This window comes from Thermoanaerobacter brockii subsp. finnii Ako-1, assembly GCF_000175295.2.
Lineage (GTDB): Bacteria > Bacillota > Thermoanaerobacteria > Thermoanaerobacterales > Thermoanaerobacteraceae > Thermoanaerobacter > Thermoanaerobacter pseudethanolicus.
This window is the reverse complement of record NC_014964.1, coordinates 1196029-1222057: the sequence shown is the minus strand read 5'-3', so window position 1 is coordinate 1222057 and position 26029 is coordinate 1196029. Positions and strand designations below refer to the sequence as shown.

At 33.4% G+C, this 26029-nt stretch carries 27 protein-coding genes and 1 pseudogene; 1 reads left to right on the top strand and 27 read right to left on the bottom strand.

Annotated elements, in window-relative coordinates; genetic code table 11:
* Complete coding sequence (locus tag THEBR_RS05995; RefSeq protein WP_012269347.1) at positions 1 to 1275, top strand: methionine gamma-lyase family protein; 1275 nt, start codon at positions 1 to 3, stop codon at positions 1273 to 1275.
* Between the two features lie 49 nt (positions 1276 to 1324).
* Here the strand turns inward: THEBR_RS05995 and THEBR_RS05990 are convergent, their stop codons facing one another.
* The 27 genes and pseudogenes from THEBR_RS05990 to THEBR_RS05870 all read right to left on the bottom strand — a co-directional run bounded on the left by THEBR_RS05990 (position 1325) and on the right by THEBR_RS05870 (position 25989).
* On the bottom strand, positions 1325 to 2317 hold the full coding sequence (locus THEBR_RS05990; RefSeq protein ID WP_003866783.1) for a tyrosine recombinase XerC: 993 nt from the start codon (positions 2315 to 2317) through the stop codon (positions 1325 to 1327).
* 176 nt (positions 2318 to 2493) lie between these two features.
* A complete protein-coding gene (gene rnhA, locus THEBR_RS05985) occupies positions 2494 to 2961 on the bottom strand; it encodes a ribonuclease HI (RefSeq protein WP_009052378.1) in 468 nt (155 codons plus the stop codon).
* Between the two features lie 2 nt (positions 2962 to 2963).
* Complete coding sequence (gene proC / locus THEBR_RS05980) at positions 2964 to 3758, bottom strand: pyrroline-5-carboxylate reductase (RefSeq protein ID WP_003866786.1); 795 nt, start codon at positions 3756 to 3758, stop codon at positions 2964 to 2966.
* Between the two features lie 73 nt (positions 3759 to 3831).
* Positions 3832 to 4092 (bottom strand): RNA chaperone Hfq, encoded by a 261-nt coding sequence (gene hfq, locus THEBR_RS05975; RefSeq protein ID WP_003866787.1) that lies wholly within the window; start codon positions 4090 to 4092, stop codon positions 3832 to 3834.
* Between the two features lie 42 nt (positions 4093 to 4134).
* On the bottom strand, positions 4135 to 5082 hold the full coding sequence (gene miaA / locus THEBR_RS05970) for a tRNA (adenosine(37)-N6)-dimethylallyltransferase MiaA (protein WP_003866788.1): 948 nt from the start codon (positions 5080 to 5082) through the stop codon (positions 4135 to 4137).
* Positions 5083 to 5097: 15 nt separating this feature from the next.
* Entirely contained in the window at positions 5098 to 6942 is a 1845-nt protein-coding gene (gene mutL / locus THEBR_RS05965; protein ID WP_012269346.1) for a DNA mismatch repair endonuclease MutL, read from the bottom strand.
* Complete coding sequence (gene mutS, locus THEBR_RS05960) at positions 6939 to 9542, bottom strand: DNA mismatch repair protein MutS (RefSeq protein WP_012269345.1); 2604 nt, start codon at positions 9540 to 9542, stop codon at positions 6939 to 6941. Before mutS ends, mutL begins: the two co-directional genes overlap by 4 nt.
* 63 nt (positions 9543 to 9605) lie before the next feature.
* On the bottom strand, positions 9606 to 11021 hold the full coding sequence (miaB, locus tag THEBR_RS05955; RefSeq protein WP_003869101.1) for a tRNA (N6-isopentenyl adenosine(37)-C2)-methylthiotransferase MiaB: 1416 nt from the start codon (positions 11019 to 11021) through the stop codon (positions 9606 to 9608).
* A gap of 17 nt (positions 11022 to 11038) precedes the next feature.
* Positions 11039 to 11818 carry a CheR family methyltransferase gene (locus tag THEBR_RS05950; RefSeq protein WP_004396269.1) on the bottom strand — a complete coding sequence of 260 codons (780 nt, stop codon included), beginning with the start codon at positions 11816 to 11818 and terminating at the stop codon, positions 11039 to 11041.
* An 81-nt stretch (positions 11819 to 11899) separates the two neighbouring features.
* On the bottom strand, positions 11900 to 12274 hold the full coding sequence (speD, locus tag THEBR_RS05945) for an adenosylmethionine decarboxylase (protein ID WP_003866794.1): 375 nt from the start codon (positions 12272 to 12274) through the stop codon (positions 11900 to 11902).
* Positions 12275 to 12370: 96 nt separating this feature from the next.
* Positions 12371 to 13474 carry a 30S ribosomal protein S1 gene (locus THEBR_RS05940; protein WP_013570809.1) on the bottom strand — a complete coding sequence of 368 codons (1104 nt, stop codon included), beginning with the start codon at positions 13472 to 13474 and terminating at the stop codon, positions 12371 to 12373.
* The gene (locus THEBR_RS05935) at positions 13461 to 14327 is read right to left on the bottom strand and encodes a 4-hydroxy-3-methylbut-2-enyl diphosphate reductase (protein ID WP_009052375.1); all 867 of its coding nucleotides are present in this window, start codon (positions 14325 to 14327) and stop codon (positions 13461 to 13463) included. The genes THEBR_RS05940 and THEBR_RS05935 overlap by 14 nt, the downstream gene beginning before the upstream one ends.
* Before the next feature lie 10 nt (positions 14328 to 14337).
* Positions 14338 to 14916 (bottom strand): lysophospholipid acyltransferase family protein, encoded by a 579-nt coding sequence (locus THEBR_RS05930; RefSeq protein WP_009052374.1) that lies wholly within the window; start codon positions 14914 to 14916, stop codon positions 14338 to 14340.
* Positions 14917 to 14918: 2 nt separating this feature from the next.
* Positions 14919 to 15584 (bottom strand): (d)CMP kinase, encoded by a 666-nt coding sequence (gene cmk, locus THEBR_RS05925; RefSeq protein ID WP_009052373.1) that lies wholly within the window; start codon positions 15582 to 15584, stop codon positions 14919 to 14921.
* Positions 15585 to 15594: 10 nt separating this feature from the next.
* Complete coding sequence (aroH, locus tag THEBR_RS05920; protein ID WP_232195947.1) at positions 15595 to 15894, bottom strand: chorismate mutase; 300 nt, start codon at positions 15892 to 15894, stop codon at positions 15595 to 15597.
* A gap of 117 nt (positions 15895 to 16011) precedes the next feature.
* Complete coding sequence (locus THEBR_RS05915) at positions 16012 to 16473, bottom strand: hypothetical protein (protein ID WP_009052371.1); 462 nt, start codon at positions 16471 to 16473, stop codon at positions 16012 to 16014.
* 69 nt (positions 16474 to 16542) lie between these two features.
* Entirely contained in the window at positions 16543 to 17763 is a 1221-nt protein-coding gene (locus tag THEBR_RS05910) for a BaiN/RdsA family NAD(P)/FAD-dependent oxidoreductase (protein ID WP_012269342.1), read from the bottom strand.
* On the bottom strand, positions 17760 to 18389 hold the full coding sequence (locus THEBR_RS05905; protein WP_012269341.1) for a histidine phosphatase family protein: 630 nt from the start codon (positions 18387 to 18389) through the stop codon (positions 17760 to 17762). Before THEBR_RS05905 ends, THEBR_RS05910 begins: the two co-directional genes overlap by 4 nt.
* A gap of 18 nt (positions 18390 to 18407) precedes the next feature.
* The gene (locus tag THEBR_RS05900) at positions 18408 to 19115 is read right to left on the bottom strand and encodes a hypothetical protein (protein ID WP_009052369.1); all 708 of its coding nucleotides are present in this window, start codon (positions 19113 to 19115) and stop codon (positions 18408 to 18410) included.
* Positions 19116 to 19185: 70 nt separating this feature from the next.
* Positions 19186 to 19374: pseudogene (locus tag THEBR_RS11795) on the bottom strand (glutamate dehydrogenase); the annotation flags it as partial.
* A gap of 77 nt (positions 19375 to 19451) precedes the next feature.
* Entirely contained in the window at positions 19452 to 20249 is a 798-nt protein-coding gene (locus THEBR_RS05895; protein ID WP_009052368.1) for a putative hydro-lyase, read from the bottom strand.
* Positions 20250 to 20338: 89 nt separating this feature from the next.
* Positions 20339 to 21343: a 5-oxoprolinase subunit C family protein gene (locus THEBR_RS05890; protein WP_009052367.1), complete on the bottom strand. Its 1005-nt coding sequence runs from the start codon at positions 21341 to 21343 to the stop codon at positions 20339 to 20341.
* Between the two features lie 66 nt (positions 21344 to 21409).
* Positions 21410 to 22141 (bottom strand): 5-oxoprolinase subunit PxpB, encoded by a 732-nt coding sequence (gene pxpB / locus THEBR_RS05885; protein ID WP_003868763.1) that lies wholly within the window; start codon positions 22139 to 22141, stop codon positions 21410 to 21412.
* 18 nt (positions 22142 to 22159) lie between these two features.
* Positions 22160 to 22930 (bottom strand): LamB/YcsF family protein, encoded by a 771-nt coding sequence (locus THEBR_RS05880; RefSeq protein WP_012269340.1) that lies wholly within the window; start codon positions 22928 to 22930, stop codon positions 22160 to 22162.
* Between the two features lie 296 nt (positions 22931 to 23226).
* Complete coding sequence (locus THEBR_RS05875) at positions 23227 to 24465, bottom strand: Nramp family divalent metal transporter (protein WP_012269339.1); 1239 nt, start codon at positions 24463 to 24465, stop codon at positions 23227 to 23229.
* Between the two features lie 78 nt (positions 24466 to 24543).
* On the bottom strand, positions 24544 to 24696 hold the full coding sequence (locus THEBR_RS12850) for a 4Fe-4S binding protein (protein ID WP_081448165.1): 153 nt from the start codon (positions 24694 to 24696) through the stop codon (positions 24544 to 24546).
* A 24-nt stretch (positions 24697 to 24720) separates the two neighbouring features.
* Positions 24721 to 25989, bottom strand: a complete 1269-nt coding sequence (locus THEBR_RS05870; protein WP_012269338.1) for an ArsB/NhaD family transporter — start codon at positions 25987 to 25989, stop codon at positions 24721 to 24723.
* Positions 25990 to 26029 lie beyond the last annotated feature (40 nt).

The window sequence follows — 26029 nt, the reverse complement described above, 5'->3', positions numbered from 1 at the left end:
ATGGACACAAAAAAATTTTTGCAGAACAATTTCCATATAAACTCAAAAATAATCGAAGTTATAGAAAAAGCAGAAAAAGATTGTTATCCTGTATTTAGAAAGATTGATAAGACTGTAGAGTACAATCAGTATAAGGTCATATATCATTTCCAAAAGAACAAATTAAGCGATATCCATTTTAATGGCACAACTGGCTATGGATATGGTGACATCGGGCGAGAGACAATCGAAAAGATATATGCAGGAATATTTGCCGCAGAAGACGCTTTAGTAAGGCCTCAAATCGTTTCTGGAACTCATGCTATAGCATTATGTCTATTTGGCAATTTAAAACCAAATGAAGAGCTAATTTCAGCTTGTGGGAGGCCTTATGATACGTTAGAAGAAATAATAGGGATAAAAGGGGAGGGGAGGGGAAGTTTAAAAGAATACGGAGTTATATATAAAGAAATTCCCCTCCTTAATGATGGAAAAATAGATATAGAAAGTGTAAAAAAAGCAATAACCTCAAAAACTAAAATGGTGATGATTCAACGATCAAAAGGGTATGACTATAGAAAGTCTTTGAAGATAGAAGATATAGAAAAGGCAATTAGTGAAATTAAAAAGGTAAAAGAAGATGTAATCATATTTGTAGATAATTGCTATGGAGAATTTACTGAGATAAAAGAACCAACAGAAGTAGGAGCCGACATTATAGCAGGTTCTCTTATAAAAAACATAGGTGGGGGAATTGCCCCTACAGGTGGATATGTAGTAGGAAAAAAGGAATTAGTTGAAAATGCTTCTTATAGGCTATATGCCCCTGGCATAGGAAAAGAGGTAGGTCCTTCTTTAGATTTAAATAGATTGATTTTACAAGGGTTATTTTTTGCACCTCAAGTGGTAGGACAAGCTTTAAAAGGAGCTGTTCTTTTAGCGAAAATTATGTCAGACTTAGGCTATGAAGTTACTCCAAAATATGACGAAGAAAGAACTGACATAGTTCAAGCTATCAAATTTAAAACTGCTGAAGAGTTGATATCTTTTATCCAGGGAATACAAATGGGGTCCCCAGTAGACTCTCATGTAATTCCTGAGCCGTGGGACATGCCAGGATATCAGGATAAAGTCATAATGGCAGCAGGAGGATTTATACAAGGATCTTCTATAGAGTTAAGTGCAGATGCCCCTATAAGAGAACCTTATATCGCATACGTGCAAGGTGGTCTTACTTATCCTCAAGTAAAATTGGCAATGGCTATTGCTTTAAATAATATTTACAAAGAAGAATAAGCTACGAAATAAAATTCAAGAGGAAAGATTTTCCTCTTGAATTTTATTTTCAATCTTCCTTTTGTGATAAAGGGTTTTTATTTACAGCTTCTTTTAATTGCGAATCATCTACATGGGTATAAATTTGCGTCGTAGACACGTTAGAATGCCCTAGGAGCTTTTGTAAAGTCCTTATATCTACATTACCATATCTGTACATCAAAGTCGCGGCTGTATGGCGCAATTTATGGGCAGAATATTTTTTTCCTTCTAAATTAGCATTTTTTAAATGTTTTTTTACGGTATATTGTACAGTTTTAACACTTATGCGTTTAAGCCTTTTGCTCAAAAACAAAGCCTTTTTATCTTTGACTCCTTCTTTAGGTCTTACCTTCAAATATGTATTTATTGCATTAATACAGGCATCATTTAAATAAACTGTTCTTTGTTTATTTCCTTTTCCTATAACAGTTAGTTTATCATCTTTTATGTCGTCTAAATTTATATTCACCAGTTCAGAAACTCTGAGCCCACAGTTTAAAAACAAAGTGATAATTGCGTAATCTCTTTCTTTAAAAGGTCCATCTATGGAATTTAAAAGTTTTTTACTTTCATCAAGGGTGAGGTAAATAGGCTGTCTTACAGAAAGTTTTGGCGACTCTAATTCTTGAGTAGGATTTTTGCTTAGCACCTTAGCTTTTTTATAAAGATAGTTATAAAAAGACCTTAAACTTGCTACTTTTCGAGCACGAGCATGGGGAGTATTAGACCTTTCGTTAGCCACAAAGTTAAGATAGGCGTATAAGTCGTTTAAATCAACAGACTCTATCAAATCAACATCCACATCAGAGATATCTATTTCATCAAATTCAACATCAGGACTAACTTTTCCGCGCCTTTGCTTTAAAAAACGCAAAAACAAAACTAAATCATAGGCATAAGCTTTTACAGTATTATAAGAGCGGGCTTTTACAGTTGAGAAGTAGTTTAAAAATTCTTCAAGAAGAGGGGGATATTTAATAGAACCATTATTGGAAGTATTATTAGAAATTTCATTAGACATTTTCAAAACTCCTTTCTACAATCCTAATTATACGAAATAACTATTTCGTATAATTACTTGTATATATCATAACATAATTTCTGAGCCAAAATCAAGTATTTTTTGGTATAACTTCGGCATCCTTGCCTTAATTATTTTACACCATATAAACAAAACCCCAAAGGAAATTTGTAAATTCACTCCTTGGGGTTTTGTCTGGTATTTCTTTTTATTTGCTCTGTAGCCAGTCTATCACATAAATTATTGTATTCATTATCTGCATGGCCCTTTACTTTAATCCAATTGACTTGATGATTTTTTGAAATCTCTAAAAGCTCCTTCCACAAGTCCTGATTTTCTACTGGAGTTTTATCTGATTTTAGCCAATTGTTTTTCTGCCACTTTTCAAGCCAGCCTTCTTTAAAGGCATTTATTACATAACTACTATCACTATATAAATTAACTTTACAAGGCCTTTTTAAGGCTTTCAAACCTTCTATTACTGCTTTTAATTCCATTCTATTGTTTGTAGTATTTTCTTCAAATCCTGATATTTCTTTTTTTGTTCCTTTGTACAGTAAAACTGCTGCCCAGCCACCTGGACCAGGATTACCACTACAAGCTCCATCTGTGTATATTTCAACAACATCGATATTATTTGACATTTTTACTTCAATCCCTTTGTTTTTTGATATGCTGCAGCCACTGCTTCAATCACTGCACTTCTCATTGCATTTTTTTCCAAAATCCTTATACCTTCAATAGTTGTACCACCTGGAGATGTTACCATGTCTTTTAATTGGCCAGGATGAAAACCTGTTTTTAATACCATGTTACCTGCACCAGCTACAGCCTTTGAAGCTAATTTATACGCAACATCTCTTGGTAATCCCAATAGTACACCACCATCTGCCAATGCTTCAATAAACATGTACACAAATGCTGGACTACAACTAGAGACAGCCATTGCAGCATCAATTAACTTTTCTTCTACTTCTACAATTTCCCCACAGGTTTTAAAAATCTTCTCCACAATTTCTTTATCCTCTTGTTGTATCTCTTGTGAGTAACTTATAGCAGTAACACCTTCTCCTATTAAAGCAGGAGTATTAGGTATTGTTCTCACTATTTTTCCTGCTTTTAAAATATCTTTGACATGGCTTATAGTTATACCTGGAGCTATAATGATTATTATCTTTTTATCAGTTACTTTTGCTCTTATTTCCTCCAAAACAACGTCGTAGATGTTAGGTTTTACTGCTAAGATGATAATGTCCGACTTTTCAGTTAAATCAATATTGTCTTTTGCAATAGCAACTCCAAATTCTTTCTCTAATCCCGCTGTTTTTTCTTTCACTGGATCGTAAAGAATTAGATCTTCTGCCTCTATAAAATCCGCTTTTAATATGCCCTTTATAAGGGCAAGGCCCATATTGCCAACACCTATGAAACCAATCTTCATTTTGGCAAACTCCCTTACTTTATTATTTCAAAAAAACAGTATTAGTTGCCCTAATACTGTTTTTTTGTTTTTTTCACTCTTCTCTCTTCTCATCTTTATCAGAAGCAGAGAAGATCACAGGCTTTTGAGGTGTAATTGTCGAAATAGCATGTTTGTAGATAAGAAGTTGCTGTTTGTTCTCTGACTCCAACACCACTGTAAAATTATCAAATCCTTTCACTAAACCCTTTAATTGAAATCCGTTGATTAAGTAGACAGTTACTGGTACATGCTCTTTCCTCACTTGATTTAAAAAGATATCCTGTAAATTAATAGCTGCTTTTGAACTTGCCATCTTTATCCCCCTTCTTTAATATGTATCATTAGTTATATTCTATCAAAAATTTAATTTTCCTGCTAAATATTTAATAATATTTTTCTTGAGTTCTTCATAATTTTTATAGTCATCTACAAAAAACCATTTGATAAAGTCATAACCCTTAAACCAGGTGATCTGTCTTTTTGCATACCTCCTTGTCCCTTTTTTAATTTTTTCAATAGCTTCTTCTAAAGAAATCTCTCCTTTTAAATATTCGACAATTTCTTTATATCCTAAAGCCTGCATAGCAGTACTGTCTTTATTATACCCGATTTTTAGCAAGTTTACCACTTCTTCAACCAAATTATTTTTTATCATTTCATCCACTCTTTGATTAATTCTATCGTATAAAATTTGTCTGTCTCTGAAATTAAGCCCTATCATTATAGGCTGATACTCTGGATTTAAACGCATACCACTCATTTTTTGATAGTAAGAAATAGGTTTCCCTGTAAATTCATAAACTTCTAAAGCTCTGATGATTCTTCTAATATCATTTGGATGTATTTTTTTTGCCGCCTCTGGGTCCACACTTTTTAATTTTTCATAAAGATATTGACTGCCATAAGTATTTGCTAATTCTTTCATTTTCTCTCTAAATTCTTTGCTTCCTTCAAAATCAGAAAAGTGCATGATGTAAATTATTGAATTGATATATAAACCAGTTCCCCCTACAATTATAGGAAGTTTCCCTCTTTTGTAAATATCCTTTATAATCTCTTTCGCTCTTTTTTCATATTCTGCTACACTAAACTCTTGATCTGGCTCTACAATATCTATCAAATAATGAGGGATGCCTTGCATTTCTTCCTTTGTAATTTTTGCTGTACCAACATCCATGTACTTATAAACTTGCATAGAGTCAGCAGAAATGATTTCTCCATTAAATTCTTTTGCCACGTCTACTGCTAATTTAGACTTGCCAGAGGCTGTGGGCCCAACAATAAGCACAATTTGTATAGCCATCCCATCACCCTTATATTACATAATTCTTTTAAACATCTTTTCTAACTGAGTTTTTGTTATAGCGATTATAACAGGTCTTCCGTGAGGACAAGTATAAGGATTTTCTGTAATTTTTAAGTCATCAAAAAGTTTATTAATTTCTTTTTCAGATAAATTATCCATAGCTTTTACTGCAGCTTTACAAGCCATCATTATAATATTTTCTTCTTTTAAGGATATTTTATTGACAAGTTCCTTATCTTTAAGTTTTTCCACTATATCTATAAATAACTGCCTTGCTTCTGGCTGTCCTAAAATTACAGGCACTTCTCTTAATATTATAGAATTGTTCCCAAATTCCTCAAATACATAACCTAATTTATTTAAAAGCTCTTTTTCTTGATGAACAAGTTCTAAGTCTCTTGGTTGTAATTCTACTACAATAGGAAATGTTACCTGCCTTGTTTGAATTTTTTCATATTGGGAAGTAAATTTTTCATATAAAATCCTTTCGTGGGCAGCATGTTGGTCAATTATATAGAATACATCTTCCTTTTCTACGATTATATAAGTAGAAAATAATGTGCCCACTATTCTTATATCACTTATTTTTTTAGCAAGGTCATTTTTATTTATTTCTTCTTTTTCATGTTCATATTCCTCATAAACAGCCAAATGGTTATCTAAACTACTATTTTTACTATTTTCTTTTAATACATTATCTTTTAAAAAAACATTCTTACCTTTAAATTCATTGTCAAATTTCTTTTTTTCCTTTTCTACTTCTTTATCAGAAGAAGTAAAGTATAATTTCGTCTGCTCAGCTGAAATAGTTGGAGTTTCAATTTCAAAGATATTTTTCTTTTCTTCAATTTTTACTTCTGGTATCAAGTTGTATTTATGAAGGCTATCCTTTATAGTTTTATAAACAGCTTCAAAAATTCTTCTTTCATCTGAAAATTTTATCTCTAATTTTGAAGGATGTATATTCACATCAATCTGCCTTGGGTCTATTTCCATGTACAAAAAAACAGCAGGATATCGGTTCACAGGTATATAAGTCTTAAAAGCTTCATCTACAGCGGCCGAGAGGGTCTTATTTTTTACGTATCTTCCATTTACATAGAAAAATTGCATATTCCTATTTGAATAATTTAAAGAATTTTTACCTGCTAAAATCTTTAATTTCAAATCTTCACTTTCAAAAGAAGCTGACATAAGAGAAGAGTAGACTTCATTTCCAAAAAGCCTCAAAATTACATCTTCTATATTTCCATTACCTGATGTTATAAACTGTAGTTTCCTGTCTTTTACATATTTAAAAGAAACTTCAGGATGGGAAAGGCACAATTTAGTTACAACATCAGTTATATACATACTCTCTGTTGAAGGACGTTTCAAAAACTTCCTTCGTGCCGGCGTATTAAAAAACACATCTCTTACTTCAATACTACATCCTTTTGCACAACCACAAGTAGTTTTTTCTACTACCTTCCCACCTTCCACAACAACTTTAGTACCAAATAAAGCTCCTTCTTCTTTAGTCTGTAAAGTTACATGGGAAACTGCCGCAATACTAGCTAAGGCCTCTCCTCTAAAACCTAATGTCCCTATACTATAAAGGTCATTGTCAGATTTTATCTTGCTGGTGGCGTGCCTTTCAAAAGCTAAAATGGCGTCTATTTCATTCATTCCACAACCGTCGTCAGATACCTTTATATAAGGAATGCCACCTTCTAAAATTTCCACTGTAATATTTTTGCTTCCAGCGTCAATAGAATTTTCAATTAATTCTTTCACTATAGAGGCAGGTCTTTCAACAACTTCTCCTGCAGAAATTTTATTTATTGTCTTTTCATCTAAAAGATGAATTTTATTCATAATACTCCGCTCCTCAAGGAGATTGCCTTCTCCTTTAATTCATATAAATAATTTAGAGCTTGAATAGGAGTCATGTTGTCCACATCGCAATTGGCTATATCATCAATTAGCGAATCCTTTGCCGTAGAAAAAATATCTATTTGAGTAAAGGCAAGTTGCTGTGATGCATTTTCTAATTCTGACTTTATGACCTTATCATTTTCCAAACTGTTCAATATCTCTTTTGCTCTTTCAACAATGCTATAAGGTAGTCCTGCTAATTTTGAAACTTGTATTCCATAGCTTTTATCAGCGCCACCAGGTACTATTTTCCGTAAAAATATTATGTCATCTTCTCTTTCTTCTACTGAAACATTATAATTCCTGACTCCCTTCATCTTGCCTTCAAGTTTTGTCAATTCATGATAGTGAGTAGCGAACAAAGTTTTAGCCTTTATCTTTTCATGAATATATTCAATAACTGCATGAGCTATACTCATACCATCATAAGTGCTTGTACCTCTCCCTACCTCATCTAGTATTATCAAACTTTTACTAGTGGCAGATTTTAATATATTTGCCACTTCAGACATTTCAACCATAAAAGTACTCTGTCCTGCAAAGATGTCATCGGATGCTCCTACTCTTGTAAAGATTTTATCTACAATCCCAATTTTAGCGTAAGAAGCAGGGACAAAGGAGCCTATCTGCGCCATCAGTACAATTAAAGCAACCTGTCTCATGTAAGTAGATTTACCAGCCATATTAGGTCCCGTTATTATCATGATAGGATTTTCAGGACCAATATCTATATCATTTGCTACAAAAGATTCATCAGAAATAGTCTCTATTACTGGATGTCTCCCTTCCTTGATGACTATTCTGTCACTATAATCTACTATCGGTTTTATATATCTATTTGTTTCCGCAACTTCTGCAAAGGAAATGAGTACATCTATTGTGGCTATATATTTTGCTGTGTTTTGTATTCTTACAATTTGTAGTTCTACTTTTTCTCTTATTTCGTTAAAAAGCTGATATTCAAGCTCAATTAATTTTTCTTCTGCTCCTAATATAGTCTCTTCTATTTCTTTAAGCTCAGGTGTCACATACCTTTCTGCATTTGCCAAAGTTTGTTTTCGTATGTATCTTTCAGGAACCTGTGGTATATTAGATTTTGTAACTTCAATATAATAGCCAAAAACTTTGTTGTAACCTATTCTCAAGTTCTTAATGCCTGTTTTTTCTCTTTCTTCAGCCTCAAGATTTGCGATCCAATTTTTACCTTCTGTTGAAGCCTTTCTTAGCTTATCTACTATTTCATTATACCCGCCTTTTATGATATTTCCTTCTTTTAATTGAGTAGAAGGGTCATCTTTTATCGACTTATCTATTAATTCGTATATATCTTGTAAAGTATCAAATTTCTCGCATATCTCTTTTAAAAGCCTTGAATTGAACTTTTCTAATATTTCTTTGATGTAAGGCAAATTTTGCAGAGATAGCTTTATAGAAATAAAATCTTTTGGATTAATACTCTGGTAGACAATTTTGCTGGCCAATCTTTCTAAATCGTATATTTTGTTTAAAAATTGTTTTAAATCTTGGCGATTTTTATAATCATTAAAAAGTTCTTCAACTGCCTCCAGTCGAGCATCAATGTGCTCTTTGCTAAGCAAAGGCTCTTCCAGCCATTTTTTTAAAAGCCTTCCTCCCATAGGAGTTACAGTTTTATCTAAAACTCCTAATAAAGAGCCTTTTTTTGACTTGTTTCTATTAGACTCTAATATTTCTAAATTTTTTATTGCATTGCTGTCTAATCCCATATAGGAGTTATCTTCATATATAAGCAATTTGTTTATATGCTTTAAAGCAGTTTTTTGTAATTCTTGTAAATAGCTAAAAAGAGCCGCTAACGAATTAGCCATATAAGGCTTATCTTTTATACCTAATTCTTCGGATTTTTTATTAAATTGAGTTTCTATTAATTTAATTTTTTCTTCATAGTCAAGCTGCTTTTCATAGATATTTACAGCACAGTTATTATTCTTGAAAATTTTTATGTATTTATTATTTTTTAAAAAATCTTCATTAGCGATTATTTCTGAAGGAGCATACTTTGTTATTTCATCATAAACTCTTTTAATGTCTTTACAATTTTTAAGTTCTGTAGCGTATAAATCTCCCGTTGTTACATCAACAGCACAAATTCCATAATTGTCCCTTCCTTTAAAAACAGACACAAGGTAGTTATTTGTTTTTTCATCCATTGATTCAGGATTTATTATTGTCCCCGGAGTATATATTCTTACTACATCTCTTTTTACCAATCCTTTTGCTTTTGCAGGGTCTTCTAATTGTTCACAAATAGCAACTTTATATCCTTTCTTTATCAACTTGTCTATATAAAAGTCTGCTGCATGGTAAGGAACACCAGCCATTGGGGCTCTTTCTTCCGTTCCTGCGTCTCTCCCTGTCAAAGCTATTTCAAGCTCTTTAGCAGCAATTTCCGCATCTTCGTAAAACATCTCATAAAAATCTCCTAGGCGGAAAAAGAGTATTGCATCTTTATATTTTTCTTTTATTTTAAGATATTGTTCCATCATTGGAGTGACGGCCATTTTTTTGCACCTCCGACTCCTCTTTATTATATCATAAAAATTAGCGCCCATATAGGCGCAGTTTTATCTTATAACTTCTACTAATTCTCCCTGCATTGTCCAAGCCTTTGTTTCAGTTATTTTAACATTAGCAAGTTTGCCGATAAGGCTTTCATCTCCCACAAAGTGGACTACTTTATTGGTTCGAGTTCGAGAGGTCAATTTATTACTGTCTCTTTTACTAATTCCTTCTATCAATACTTCCACAATTTTTCCTCTCAATTCTGCACTTTTTTCTAAGCTGATTTTGTTTTGCAACTCTATAAGTCTTTCTAAACGCTCATGTTTTACAGCATCATCTACTTGGTCTGGCATATTTGCCGCAACAGTGCCTGCTCTTTTAGAGTAAATAAAAGTATAAGCGGCATCAAATCGCACTCTTTCTACTAAATCCAACGTCTCCAAAAAATCTTCTTCTGTTTCACCTGGAAAACCTACGATTATATCTGTTGTTATCGCAATATCTGGAATGTTACTTCTTACTTTGTCAATAATTTCTAAATAGTGTTCTTTGGTGTATTTTCTATTCATCTTTTTTAAAATCTTGTTGCTACCAGCTTGTACAGGTAAATGCAAATGTTCACAAACTTTATCTAAATCCCTAATGGCATATATTAATTCATCGGAAATATCTTTAGGATGAGAGGTCATAAACCTTATTCTCTCAATTCCTTCAATATCATTTAGCTTGTAAAGTAGTTTTGCAAAAGTTATATCTTCATCAAGGTCTTTTCCGTAAGAATTTACATTTTGCCCTAATAAAGTGATTTCCTTATACCCTTTTTGGGCTAATTCTTTTACTTCTGCTATTATATCTTCTGGCTTTCTGCTCTTTTCTCTGCCTCTTGTATAGGGTACTATGCAATAGGTGCAAAAATTATTGCAACCATAAATAATATTAACCCATGCCTTTAAATTGCTGTCCCTTTTGACAGGTAACTCTTCAATTACATTTTTTGTATCTTCTATAATATCTATAACTATATCTTGAGAGTTCAAAGCCTCCCATAAAAGCTGTGGAAATTTATATATATTATGAGTGCCAAAAACAATATCTATATAGGAATATTTTTCTTTAATAGCTTCTACTACATTTTTTTCTTGCATCATACAGCCAGATACACCAATAATTAAATTAGGATTTCTAGCCTTCAATTCTTTCATTTGTGATACTCTTCCCAATACTCTTATTTCAGCATGTTCTCTTACAGCACAAGTGTTAAAAAGTAAAACATCAGCTTGTTCCAGATTTTCAGTATATTTATATCCCATCTTTTCTAGCATACCTGCCAATTTCTCCGAATCATGGACATTCATTTGGCAGCCGTAAGTTTCAATGTGATAATAAAGGTTTTTACCCTTATTTTCTTCTGCAATTTCTTTCATTATTTTTTCTTGTTTTTTTAATTCTTCTTCAGTCACATAAATATTGGTAGGCATTATTATTAACACCTCTTTTATCCCTGTGGAATAATTTTTTTGTAGAAAAAAGTTTTAATTGGTTCAAAATTGTATCTATATGGCAATATTATCTGCTCTGTGCTACCTACAAAAAATATACCGTTATCATTTAAAGACTCATAAAATTTTTTATATATTTTATCTTTAGCTGTATCATTAAAATATATTAACACATTTCTACAAATTAATAAATCTATATTTTTAGGATATTCATCATTTAACAAGTCATGCTTTTCAAATTGTACGCTTTTTCTAATATCTTCACTTATCTGATAACTTTTGTCATCAATTTTTCTAAAGAATTTTTTTAAATATTCTTGAGGTACTTTTTTTACACTCTCAGCCGAATATATACCTTTTTTAGCTTTTTCCAATACTCTTCCATCTATGTCTGTAGCAATAATTGTCACATCTTTTAAATCTATAAACTTTGTTAAAAGCATGGCTACAGAATAAGGTTCTTCTCCAGTAGAACAAGCTGCACTCCAGACTCTAAAACTTTTTTTTATAATGTCAGGTAAAAGGTCTTTCTCTAAGATTTCCCACTGTGAAGGGTTCCTAAAAAATTCTGTCACATTAATAGTAATATAATTTAGAAACTCTTCATATAATGTCTTATTAACAGAGAGTTCATTAAAATATTCCTCATAAGAGCTAAATTTGTGACTAGTGATTAAAGATTCTAATCTTCTTTTCATCTGCTTTTCTTTGTATAAAGATAAATCTATTCCAGTCAATTTATGTATTTTTTTAACAAAGTCCTCATAACCTACCATAAATATGTTCACCCCTAATTATAGAAAAAAGTGGCTTTAAAAGCCACAAACAAGCCAGATCCTTCATATTTTGAAGTTTAATCAGTAATTAACCACCTTCACTGGTTTTTCAAAGACTCCACGTTTGACCTCTGTTGCAGTCATGTTTTGTGCTCTTAACATTTTCGCTATATAGTTACAGGCATCCCACGGATTGACATCATCACCACAAGTAAATACGTCAACCGCGGCATAACCCAGTTCTGGCCAAGTATGGATAGTTATATGAGATTCTGATATGACCACTACTCCGCTTACGCCCTGGGGATTAAATTTATGGAAAGCAACTTCCCGTATCTCTGCGCCTGTCACTATTGCAGACTGAACCATTATGTCTTCGATTAATTCCAAGTTGTCTAAAATATTGCTATCGCACCCATAAATTTCTGCCAAAATGTGGCGACCCAAAGCATTCATTTTGTATCGTGCCTCCTTTACTAAAATAATGTATACATTCAATGATTTTAATTTTAGCAGATTTTTTTCTTTTGTCAAGGTTTTTTACATGACAGTTTAAAAATTTTTATTAAATATTTCTCCTAAGGTGATTCTAAGCTCTTGATGCTCTATTTCTGGAATATCTTCTTCTTCAAGAGGCACTTCTTTAAGATTTATTTTTTTATCTTGTTGGTTTATATTCAATATTTCTACTTTTATAGTATCATTTATTTTGTATGTTTTGATACTATTTTCTAAATCATTTTTATGAATCAATCCTTCTATCCCTGGTTCTAGCTGTACAAATACTCCAAAAGGCGTAATATTAGTAACAGTTCCCTTTAGCACGTCTCCTTCGTGATATTTTGTTTCTGCATTCTCCCACGGATCTGGCAATACTTTTCTCAGGCTCAAAGTAATTTTTTCTTTTTTTTCATCCACATTTAATATATAAACCGAGACTTTATCTCCAATTCCCAATACTTCTCGCGGATTTTTAATTCTTTCCCAGCTAATTTCACTTAGAGGGATAAAACCATCAAAACCTCCTATGTCTACAAAAGCTCCCTTATCTATTATGTTTTTTACTTTTCCTTCTACTATGTCTCCTTCTTTCAAATTAGATAAAAGCGCTTTTTTAACTTTTTCTCTTTCTAGTTTCAGTACTTCTTTTTGAGATCCAACAATCTTCTTGCCGGGAATATACTCAATTATTCGAAGCCGCAAAGTTTTACCTAAATATTCATTTAATTTATCGACATAATGTAATTCCAGTTGAGAAGCAGGAATAAAAACCTTAGCTCCTAATGAGTAGGCAATCACTCCGCCTTTTACAACCTCAATAACTTCTCCTTCAATTATCTCTTCATTTTTATAGGCTTTTTCAATTTTTTCTCTGCTCAGTTTATCATCAGCCATAACTTTAGAGGCTAATACGTTTCCTTCATCATTTTCCACACTTATTATATATAAATTTAACTCATCCTCAACATTGAAGGTCTTTTTTACATCAAAATTAGGATTTAAAGAAAGTTCATTTTTAGGCACAAAAGCATCTGATTTATAGTCAATATTTGCAATAATCCCCTCATCAGAAACTTTTATCACTTTTCCCTTGACAATGTCTCCAGGTCGCAACGTCTTAAAAGTATAACCTTCTAAAAAATCACTCATCCCCATCTTCCCCTTTTAAAAATCTAATTTTTTTTATCACGTCCTCTATCACATAATCGGGGGTTGAAGCTCCTGCTGTTACTCCTATAATCTCATGGTCTTTTACCATCTCAAGAGTCAATTCCTCTGCATCTTCTATATGAAAAGTGTTTTTACAATTTTTTTCACATATCTTTTTTAGTTTTTGAGTATTAGAGCTATGTTTTCCCCCAATTACAAACATTACATCTACCTTTTTTGAAAGCTCATCAGCAGCATCTTGTCTTTTTTGTGTAGCATCACATATAGTATTAAAAAAAATAAGGTCTTTAACTTTTAGCTTTATTACTTCTAAAATATCTTTCCAATGCTTTTCAATGAGAGTAGTTTGAGCAACTGCACATGCCTTTTCTAATTGAGGTAATTCATAAGCTTCTTCAATTGAATTTACCACATAAGCAGTGTCATCACACCATCCGTTTACTCCTATTACTTCTGGATGATTTCTATCTCCTACAATGATAATAGAGTAGCCCTTGTGGTAGTACTCATAAACTATATTTTGTACCTTTTTTACAAATGGGCAGGTAACATCTATGACTTCAACTCCTTTTTTAGCGAGAAAATCGTATAATTTTTTAGACACCCCATGACTTCGGATAATTAATTTATCGCCCTCAGTTAATTTATCCAGCTCTTCTTCTTCAATAACATTAACCCCTTTTTTCGATAAGTCCGATATAACTTGTGGATTATGAATAATTTCACCTAAAGTATATATTTTCTTTCCATCACCTTTTTCAATTTCCTGATATGCAGTTTCAATAGCTCTTTTTACTCCAAAGCAGAAACCTGCATACTCAGCAATCAATATTTTCATTCTTTACCTCCTACAGCAATTTTGCAATTTCCTGCATTATTTCTTCCCCAATAACAGAAAGTTGCTTAGAGGAAAGTTTAGAATTTGCATATTTTACAAAACTTATTGGTTTACCGATATTTATAATAATCTTAGAAAAAAGACGATATCTCCCTTTAATTCCTATAGGCACTACTGGGGCATTCCCCTTAATTGCCAACATAGCAACTCCTGGCTCAGCCTTTTGAAGCTGACCAGTTTTACTTCTTGTACCTTCAGGAAAAATTCCAATTGCTCTTCCTTTTTTTAAGTAAGTTAAAGCAGTTTTAATAGCTGATAAATCAGCAGTACCTCTTTTAACGGGAAAAGCCCCTAAGCCTGTCCCTAAAAGAAGCCTTAAAAAAGGATTTTTAAAAAGCTCTTCTTTTGCCATAAAGTATATTCGCCTATTTAAAAGGGCTCCTATGACAGGAGGATCTAAAAGACTTATATGGTTAGAACATATGATTACCGGACCTTTTTTAGGGATATTTTCAAGTCCTCGTATTTCTATTCTAAATATCACTTTTATGATTGTCCGTACAATAACTTTAGCAATATAATAAAACATACTTAAATTTCCCCTTTTAATCCTTCCTTTATGATATTGTACAGTTTTTCTACAACTTCTTCTTCTGAAAGATACGTAGTATCAATGACAATAGAATCTTCAGCAATTTTTAGAGGAGATGTATCTCTCTGTGAATCTATGGTGTCACGATTTTCTATTTCTTTTAACACCTCGTAATAACTTACATTTACATTTTTAGTTTTAAGTTCTCTATAACGCCGTTTTGCCCTTTCTTCTAAAGAAGCGGTCAAAAAAAACTTAAACTGTGCATCAGGCAGCACAACCGTACCTATATCTCTCCCATCCATTACTACATTTTTACCTTCAGCAATTTTCCTTTGTTTTTGTACTAAAATTTCTCTAACTTTAGGTATTTTAGATACCAAAGATACTTTTTCAGAAACTCCTGGTTTTCTTATTTCTTCAGAAATGTCTTTTCCATCTAAAAAAATTTTTTCTCCTTCTAAGATAATATCAGCACTTTGCGCAATATCAGCTATTTTGTTTTCTTCTATAAGATTCACTTTCTCTTGTATGGCTTTATATGTAATAGCTCTATACATAGCACCTGTATCAATGTAGGTATAATTTAAAAGTTTAGCTAATTTTTTTGCAACAGTGCTCTTGCCAGCCCCCGCCGGCCCATCTATTGCTATTTTTACAGTCAATACTATCACCTCAAACTAAGTCTGGACGCAGTTTTTTTGCTTCTTTCAAATAAACGTGTTTAACCTCTTTATCTTCACTTAAATTTGTAAAAACCGCAACTCTTATGCAATGGCTGAGACTGCCTTTTACCTCCATTTCTTGTAGGCACATCATAGGTATTGAGGTCATACCCATATTCCTAACTGCTTCGGCAGGGTAAACCGCATCTAAATCACAAGTTGCGCTAAAAAAAATAGAAATGATATTTTTCTTTTCTAATTCATTTGCTTTAATAATTTCTTCAATGAGAATAGTAGTATCCTTTAAAATATCTTCTTTTGTATTTTTGGAAGTTATAGCACCTCTTATGACTTTTATAGGGCATTCTCCTCTCCTATCATCCTTTGTCTTTTTTATATTATAGCATAATTACCCTTTACAAATAAATCATTTCAATCTAACCATGCATATTTTTTGTATATTCTTCTCTACTTTAACTACAGTAGTATTTTGCGGCTCAATTACATTTTCACTAATTGCTACTACTTTAAAATGAAGAGGTTCCTTTTCTCGGGTGCCATCTATTTCCAGAATTTGATTGGGCCTTACTGTAATAGTAATAGACTTGGTAAAAAAATTCGCAACTGGTTCTCCGTTCAACAATACAAAGGAATTTAATGCTTTGTCCTTTTCTACAACTTCAATTGTCACTTTGCCTTCTTGTGAAAGATTAGAATTTAAATTAATGCCCTCTAATCTTTGTGTAGAACTTAAAAAAACTCTTATGTCGTCATTTGTCATCAAAAGTTGAGTTATAGCTATACTTAAAAGCCCTAATATTATCAATACTACAAGAATACTTTCACTGTCAATATATCTGTATTTTTTCCTTTTGACTCTTTTTCCCATGTTTATCCTCCTTTTCTTTATTATATCTTATGCAAAGCAAATAAAAAAATGCGGAAAACCGCATTTTACTTATGCATTAATTCCTGCCACATAGCCTGTAGAAAAGGCAATTTGCAAGTTGAATCCACCGGTAAATCCATCCACATCTATAATTTCACCTGCAAAAAATAAGCCTTTTATTATTTTAGACTCCATTGTAGAGGGATTTATTTCTTTTATACTTACTCCACCACCTGTAACAATAGCTTCTCTTATAGGCCTTAGGTCTTTTACCTTAAAAGTAAGATTTTTTAAGCTATTGACCAATTTTTTTCTTTCATTTTTGGTTATTTCCCTAACTTTTTTATCAGGGTCTATATTCGCCCTTTTTATAACATATAGGATTAATGAATGAGGCAATAAATCTTCCAAGGCATTTTTCAGATTTTTATTTTGGTACTTATTAAAATCTCTTAATACTCTTTCCTCCAGCTTTTCAATATTAAGTCCCGGCTTTAAGTCAATTTTTATTACTACTTCTCCCTTACCTAAGTAGTCATGTAAAAACCTGCTTAAGGTGAGTATTGCAGGGCCTGACAACCCAAAATGGGTAAAAAGCATTTCTCCAAACTCTTCTCTTATTAATTTCTCTCCAAAAAAAGCAGAAACTTTGACATTTTTAAGAGTGAGTCCCATCAATTCTCTTACATTTTCATATGTAACAATCGGCACTAAGGAAGGAAATGGCTCTATAATTGTGTGCCCCAATTTCTTAGCAATTTCATACCCATCACCAGTAGAGCCAGTCGTAGGATATGACACTCCTCCTGTTGCTAATATTACACTATCGCAGTTTAAAGCACTCTCATCAACACTTATGCCCTTTACGTGTTTATTTTCCACTATCACATCACTTACTCTGCAGTTATAATTTATCTTTACTCCATATTTTTTAAGCATATTCACAAAAAAATCTCTCACTTCTATTGATTTATCTGAAACCGGAAAAACCCTTAAACCTCTTTCTATTTTAGTTTTAAGCCCATTTTTATTTAAAAACTCTATTAAATCCTTATTAGAAAACTTGCTAAAAGCGCTATATAAAAATTTACTATTTCCTGGAATATTCTCGAAAAATTCTTCTTTGTCAGCAAAATTAGTAATATTACACCTTCCATTACCTGTAACTAATAATTTTTTACCTAAAATGTTATTCCTCTCATATATACTTACTTCTTTTCCCATCATAGCTGCTGATAAAGCTGCCATCATTCCTGCTGGGCCGCCGCCTACTACAAATACTTTTTTCATATTATTTTTTCATCTCTCCTTAAATGACAAGTATCGTTAAATAGCACCAGAACAGTTTTACCATCTTCCTTAACATCTACTATATTAAGAGAAGTATTATCAAGTCTAAATCTAGGATAAAAACTTAAGTCAATTCCTAAAAGCCCCAAAATCAGTGCTTTTATAGAAGTCCCATGAGAAACAATCAATACACTTTTGCCATCATTCTCTTTAACTATCTCCAATGTCTTTTTTAGCATTCTCTTTTGAACTTCTTCTAAAGTCTCTCCTTTTTCTATATTAGCTTTAACAGGATTCATTTTCCATAATGTATATATTTCTTTATACAATTCATTGATTTCTTCCGCTGTAAGCCCTTCCCATATACCAAAGGACATTTCTCTAAACTCAGGAATTTTTTGAACTTCTAATCCAAATTCTTTTGCAATTATTTGTGCAGTTATATACGCTCTTTTTAAATCACTTGAATATATACAATCTATTTTCTCATTTTTTAATCGACTTGCCAGTAGTTCAGCCTGTTTTAAACCTGTAGGTGTCAAATCAATATCCTGCACACCTTGCATTTTATTGTGTAAATTCCACTCTGATTGCCCGTGACGTGCTATATATAGTCGTGTAGTCATACAATTCCTCCTTAAGTTTTATGCGAAATTAAGGTAAAAGATTTGATCTGCGTAAGAAAGCTTTGACACCTCCCACTTTCTCTCTTTTATTGCAATTTTCTTAAAAGGCAAGCCTAACTCATTTATAAATTTTTCAAATCTTTCATCCAGCCAAGGAGGTGTCCAAGTACCCGACCTACAAATGTGTATAACCCCTATCAAATTCTCTTTTGGTAATTCTTCTACCGATTTATAATACTGTATGTTGTAAAGGTTGTTAAAATCCTCAAAATCTAAAGGCTTTTCAAAGGTGTAAGGACTATATACAATTTTGGCTCTTTTTACTATATTTTCTTTTAAAAGCTTACCTAGCCAATTAGCGCAATTTAATTCAAAATCCAGTGAAGGTAGTCCACCATATCCTAAATCAGAATGGGCATCAAAAGAAACTACTTCAGAACACTCAAAATTTTTTGCCAAATAATAGGCAACTTTATGGGATTCAGAGACAAAAATTTTAATGTTTTTATCAAACTTAAACTGTGTCTTTATTTTATCCCAGAAGCCTTTTATGACTTTACCTACTTTTATAGTCTTTTCCAAATCTTCTCCCTCTAATTTCCCTTTTATATATCTCTTATACCACAGTTGAGTCAAATTTTTATCATTTTCTATATAAGAGAAAAACCACTCTTTTTTAGAAGGTATAAAATAATCCCAATCTACAGTTAGAAGACTCCTTACCATAAAGAAGCCTCCTCTAATAAGCTTTTTATAATATTTTACCATATAACAAAAAGACCTTCAATGAAGGCCTTTATAACCAACCACTAATTTTCATAGCTTCATAAACCCGTTTAATCGATATCATGTAAGCTGCTGTCCTCATATCAACTTTGTACTGCTGTGCTAATTCATATATAGCGTTAAAAGCATTTACCATCATAATTTCCTGTCTTTCTTCTACTTCTTTTTCTGTCCAGTAATAATTCATGAGATGCGGAATCTGGCTCGTTTTATTTATGTTATACTCTAGCTTTTTATCTAGGATAATGAAAAACTCAATTTAAAAGGCAATTTTCTTTAACATGCTAACATTTCATCTTTTAAATCTGTAATAAACATATGTCCCGGTGAATGAGTTATCATAATTTCAGGTTTTGATTTCATTGCCACCGCTTGTGGCGTTACTCCACATGCCCAAAAAACAGGTACTTCTCCTGCTTTTATCTCAACAGGATCGCCAAAATCCGGCTTATCAAGAGAAGCTATACCTATAGCTTTAGGATCCCCTATATGAACAGGAGCGCCGTGAACTGATGGGAATCTCGAAGTTACCTGAACAGCTCTTACTACAAGGTTCTGAGGAATTGGTCTCATACTGACCACCATATAGCCATGAAAAATTCCTGCTGGCCTTGTTTCTATATTGGTAATATACATAGGGACATTTTTACCTTCTTCAATATGTCTTACAGGAATATCATTCTCTAGAAGAGCTTTTTCAAACGTAAAGCTACAGCCCAAAAGAAAAGCTACGAAATCATCGCGCCAGTAATCTCTTATATCATTAACTTCTGCTTCTAGTACACCTTTTTTATAAATTCTGTATTTGGGAATATCGGTTCGCAGATCCGCTCCTTTTGCAACTCCTTTTGGTTCTGGACTTCCTACGTCAGTTACATCGAGAATAGGACAAGGTTTTGGATTTCTAAAAGCAAATAGAAGAAAATCATAAGCAAGTTCTTTGGGAAGCATTACAAGATTAGCCTGGGTATATCCCAAAGCGATACCAGCAGTAGGCCCTGTTAAAACACCTTCTCTAATCAGCTGTCTTGCTTCCGAAGGTTTGAGATTTTCATAATTTATTTTTTCCGGCATAAGATCATCTCCTTAACATTTTTTATTTATGTAATTTTTTGGTTAATCAATATTTTGATATACTGTTAGTTTGCGTATCAAAACATAGCTCAAAGGGGTTCAACACCAACATCATAATATCTATCATTTACTTTTACCTTAAAATATTTTAAGACTTTCAAAGTTTCCTTAATCTCCTTGATTTTGTTTTCAGTTTCTACAAGAATTTTATGCGCCTCAAAAAGGTCAACAGCTCTAAACCTTACTTTGTCTCCTGGTTTTAATTGAGCAAGCTTTGACAAATCAACTGAAATAACTGTCGCTATTTTTGTATAGCCGCCTGTAGTCTGGGCATCTTTTAATATTATAATTGGTTTTCCATTCCCAGGTATTTGAATAGCCCCCGGTAAAAGCCCATCCGTAATTATATCATGCCTTTCCTTAGCTTTAATTTCAGGTCCTTCAAGCCTGTAACCCATTCTATCAGAATCTTTTGTAATTACGTACGTAGAACTCAAAAAAACTTTTATAGCTTCTTCATCAAAATAGTCATCTTGAGGTCCCAATATTATTCTTATTTCTTCTTCACTAGAATAAGAAGGTATATATTCATCTCGGACCTTCCTTGCATCTAACCCTGACTGAGAAACCCCACTTATGAGGATATCATCCTTTTCAATACGTCTTCCTTTTATACCCCCTAACTTCCCTCTAGTGTAAGTAGAAACACTATTCATTATCAAGTTTCCTTTAAATCCTCCAGCTACTGCAAGATATGCTCGGAACCCCGACTTTATTGGTCCAAAGGATACAATATCGCCCTTCTGTACAGGAAATGAAGACCAACAGGGTCGTGGAAAACCATTCACTAGAGGTTGAATCTCAGCCCCGGTTACTGCGATCATAACATCACTTAGGACCTCAAGAGTAGGTCCCATCAATGTTATTTCCAGACATGGAGCATTTTCATCGTTTCCCACCAATATATTAGCAATTCTTAAAGCAAATTCATCCATTGCTCCCGATGTAGGTATCCCTTGACTTTCATATCCAAATCTACCTATATCTTGAATAGTTGTAAAAAGACCCTGACTTAATACTCTAAAGCACTCCATTTTTTCACCTACCTTGCAAAGTTTCTACTATTTTTGGTTTTTTTACTGTTCTTAGAGAAAGTTTCGTTACTCATAATCGTATATTTTAATTTGATATCTTTTCATTTCTATTTCTTTTTCAATCTTGTAAAATTCCTCTCCTGTTATCGGCACAAACTTTATGTAATTACCTGCTTCAAAAAGAATAGGCCTCTCTCTTTCTGGATCATATAATCTTACAGGAGTCCTCCCTATTATCCTCCAGCCACCAGGACTAGAAAGCGGATAGATACCTGTTTGGTTACCTGCAATGCCTACTGACCCTGCCTTTATCTCAGTTCTCGGATTTTCTAATCGTGGAGTAGCAATTTTTTCAGACATACCTCCTAAATACGCAAATCCCATTGTGAAACCAACCATATAAATTCTATAAAAAGGTTGTGTATGAATACTTATTATCTCTTCAGCAGTCATATTATGGTATTTAGCTACAAAATCTAAATCTGGGCCAAATTCTCCTCCATAAGCTACCGGAATTTCATATATTTTAGACCTAAATTCTTCTGTACTTTCATTCTTATCTTTATTGCTTGATTCAATTAGTTTTAATAGTTCATCGTAAGCAATTTTTAAAGGATCATATTTAATAAGCAAAGATCTATAAGTTGGAATCATAGAAATAATTCCTGCACTCTTCTCTTTTTCTAACGTCCTATAAAGATTTACTACTTTTTTATTGCATTCCTCACTTATTTCATTTCCAAATTCAACTATAACAGCCTTGTCCCCGCATAAGAGAATTTTAGGTTTTTCATACATTATAATCAACTCCCTGTATTATAAAAACTCACCCATGGGTATTATTTCAACTCCATTTTCTTCTAAAGTCTTTTTTATTCTTTTAGCAAATTCTACAGCCTGGGGATTATCACCATGAACACATATAGTATCAACTTTCACTTTTACTAGACTACCATCTATAGCCTCACAAACTCCCTCTTTAATCATTCGAAGCACTCTTCTGCAAGCCAATTCTTCATCGTGTATAATAGCATTTGGAAGCTTTCTAGAAACTAAAGTACCATCAGGATTTATGTTTCTATCAGCAAAAACCTCACAAGCAAATCTCAACCCTACTTTTTCAGCTGCCATCTGCATGGCTGTATTGGCCATCCCAACGCATATGAGATTTTCATTTACTGAAGCTATTGCTTCGGCAATTGCTATAGCAAGTTTTTCATCTGTTGCAGCCATGTTGTACAAGGCGCCATGAGCTTTAACATGTTGCAATTTTATACCGTTACTTATAGCAAAAGCTTGTAAGGCTCCAATTTGATATATGATATAATTTTTTACATCTGTGGGTGATACATCTATATTTCTTCTTCCAAATCCCAATAGATCAGGAAATCCAGGATGAGCTCCTACCGCCACTTTATTTTTAGCACATCTTTCAACAGTATTTGCCATTACAATAGGATCACCTGCATGAAATCCACAAGCAATATTTGCTGATGAAATGTATTTTACTATTTCCTCATCCATACCTATTTTATACACCCCAAAACTTTCACCAATGTCACTATTTATGTCCACTCGATATTTCATAAACATACCTCCTTTTTTACTTAGAGTTATGTCAGATAAACCCCTAATTTTGGGGGATATCAAACCTTACAATACTTGATACAAAAAGATTTGAGAAAAAAAAAGAAGGATTCCCTCCTCTTGGTGTTGAAGGTAGTGGTTGATAAAACATAAAGTTATACAGCTCTACTATAGTGTGTTTGAACTCTTCATTATATTTTCTTTGTCACTTTGACATCTTGTAGACACTTCCTCTCTTTGTAATTCTATTTTACCTTGTTCAAGTTATAGTGTCTACAATATTATACTAACACCAATTATATTATCTTTAGGGCTGTCAGGAACATCCTCAACCCGAGAATTACGGTTACGACTACGACGAAATACCCGAGTATATTGGATACGGTGGTGTTTGCAAATTCTTTCATGATCTTTTGGTTGTTTATTACCACAAGCAAGAGTATTGCCGAGATGGGAAGCAGTACGCCGTTTACCGCCTGGGCAAAAACTATTACCTGTACTGGGTTGGCGCCCAAAAAGGCCACCGTGGCACCAATTAGTAATACCAGCAGCCATATTATACGAAAATGCCTTTCCTTTAGGTCGCTTTTCAGCCCGAGGACGCCAGTTATAGCATAGGCGGCGGCCATGGGTGCCGTTATGGCCGAAGAAATCCCGGCGCAGAACAGGCCTATTGCGAAAAACCATTTTGCCCATGGCCCCAGCAGGGGCTCCAGCTGGCTCGCCATGTCGGCGGCGGTTTTAATTTGTACGCCGGTGCTGAACATGGAAGAGGAAGTAATGATTATGGCCATGGATATAATTCCGCCCAGACCTATAGACAGCATGGTATCGGCTCTTGATTCCGATATGGCTTCTCTCTTGTCTTTGTAACTACCCCAGCGTTCGGCTGTAATGGATGAATGAAGGTACAGGTTATACGGCACAACGGTTGTCCCTATGAGTCCGAGGGTTACTATGAGGGCGCCTGGTGGAATCGTTGGAACAAAGATTCCCCTAAAAACCTCACCCCAGTTGGGAGAGATCACTACGGCTGTGGCGACGAAGACAATGCTCATCATTATAACTATACCGACCAATACCTTTTCGATTAACTTGTAACTGCTGGTCCAGAGGAGGAATCCTGCTATCAGCGCGATGAGGACTACCCAGACTTGTTTTGAACCTCCAAGAATCACCTGCAATCCCATAGAGGCGCCACTTATATTGCCGCTCTGGAAGGCGGAGTTCCCAATTCCCAGGGCTGCGATCACAAGAGCTATTACGACAATTTTGGCCGTTGGGTTTTCCTCAAAGGTTTCTCTGATGGTGCTTCCTAATCCCTTATTGGCTACTATCCCGATGCGAGCCGACATTTCCTGAAGTATTATAGTCGCTATGGTTGAAAACAGTAAGGCCCACAGCAGAGTGTATTTGTAATTGACGCCCGCCAGGGTGCAGGTGGTTACAGTACCCGGGCCTATAAATGCTGCAGCGACAATGGCACCCGGTCCTATGCTGGCTATTTTTTGCCACAAAGTTTTTCGATCTTCCATACCATAAATAACCTCCTTAGCATTTTTTTATTTAGGTCTTTGCAGAACTCCAAAATCCTCACAAATTAAGGGGTTCTGCTATATATTTTCAAAGGAATTCATCCACTTTTGTCGAATTTTATATAGACAATTAAATTCAAAAACGAATACTTTAACAGGACAAAATACCACACAAATGCCGCAGCCTTTGCACCATTCCTCTATTATTACCAGTTTTTTGTTTTTTACCAATCTATCACCCTTATTCCCTTTACATTACCTCCAAATAATCCAAGTCAAAATATAACCAGTTATAACTGCTGTTAAAGTAAATGGAATACTTAACTTCATAAAGTCCTTTGCCTTAACTTCATATCCTTCTTTTCTTAGAATTCCTAATCCAGTTATATTAGCAGATGCACCTATTGGAGTTATATTACCTCCCAATGTTGCCCCAACAAGTAGGCCAAAATAAAGAAGATAAGGCTGTATTCCCATTTCTTGAGCAATTTTTGATACAACAGGAAGCATCGTAGCAGTATATGGTATATTATCAATGAAGGCAGATACAAAAACTGAGAACCAAACTATAATAGTATAGATTAAAAATAAGTTGCCCTTTCCAAATCTTGAAAATATTTTACTAATATCGTTTATAACTCCAACCTCAGAAATTCCACCTATTACTACGAAAAGCCCCATCAGCAAAAGGATTGTTTCATAATCAATTTGTAAAAGAGTATTATTTAAAGCATGTTTATTTTTGCTTATGACGACCTCCTTAATTATACCTATTAAAAGCAATGTTGTGCATATTAAACCATTTGTAATTTCAGGTTTATTAGGAATAAAGGAAGCAATTATTAATAATGCTACCATCAAAATCAAAAGATATGATGGGAAATAGTCCTCAACCTCTTGCTTTTCCTCAAGATGAATGGGTTGATTATATTCTCTAAAAAAGAGCAATAAAATAGGTATTGTAGCTACTGCCCCAATTTGAACTATCCAAAACAATCCCATCCTACCTTTAAAAAAGAAAAAGTCAATAAAATCCATTTTAGCATAACCACCTAATAAAAGCGAGGTAGTATCTCCAACTAAGGTTGCAGCACCTTGTAAGTTTGATGAAATAGCTATTGAAATAATCATATAGACTGGTGAAATATTAAGCTTCTTTGCAATATCCATAGCAACGGGTGCTATTATTAAAACAGTAGCTACATTATCGATAAAAGCTGAAACTATGCCAGCAAAGGCTGCAAGAGATATTATGGCCCATTTTATACTTGCGACTTTGTCTATTATAACATCAGCCATCAAAGCAGGCATCTTTGATTCGATAAACAGGTTTACTATTCCCATAGTTCCGCCAATCATCAATATAACATTCCAATCAATGTAAGATAGAGCTTTTTGAAAGGGAAGTATTCCAATTAATACAAATAATAAAGCTGAAAATAATGAAATATATGTTCTGTATTTAGGTAAAACAAGAAGTAGAATATATGTCGCTATAAATATTAATATTGCTATTAACTTCATCTGTAGCCTCCTATATTTCATTCTTTAGTTTGTTAAAAGT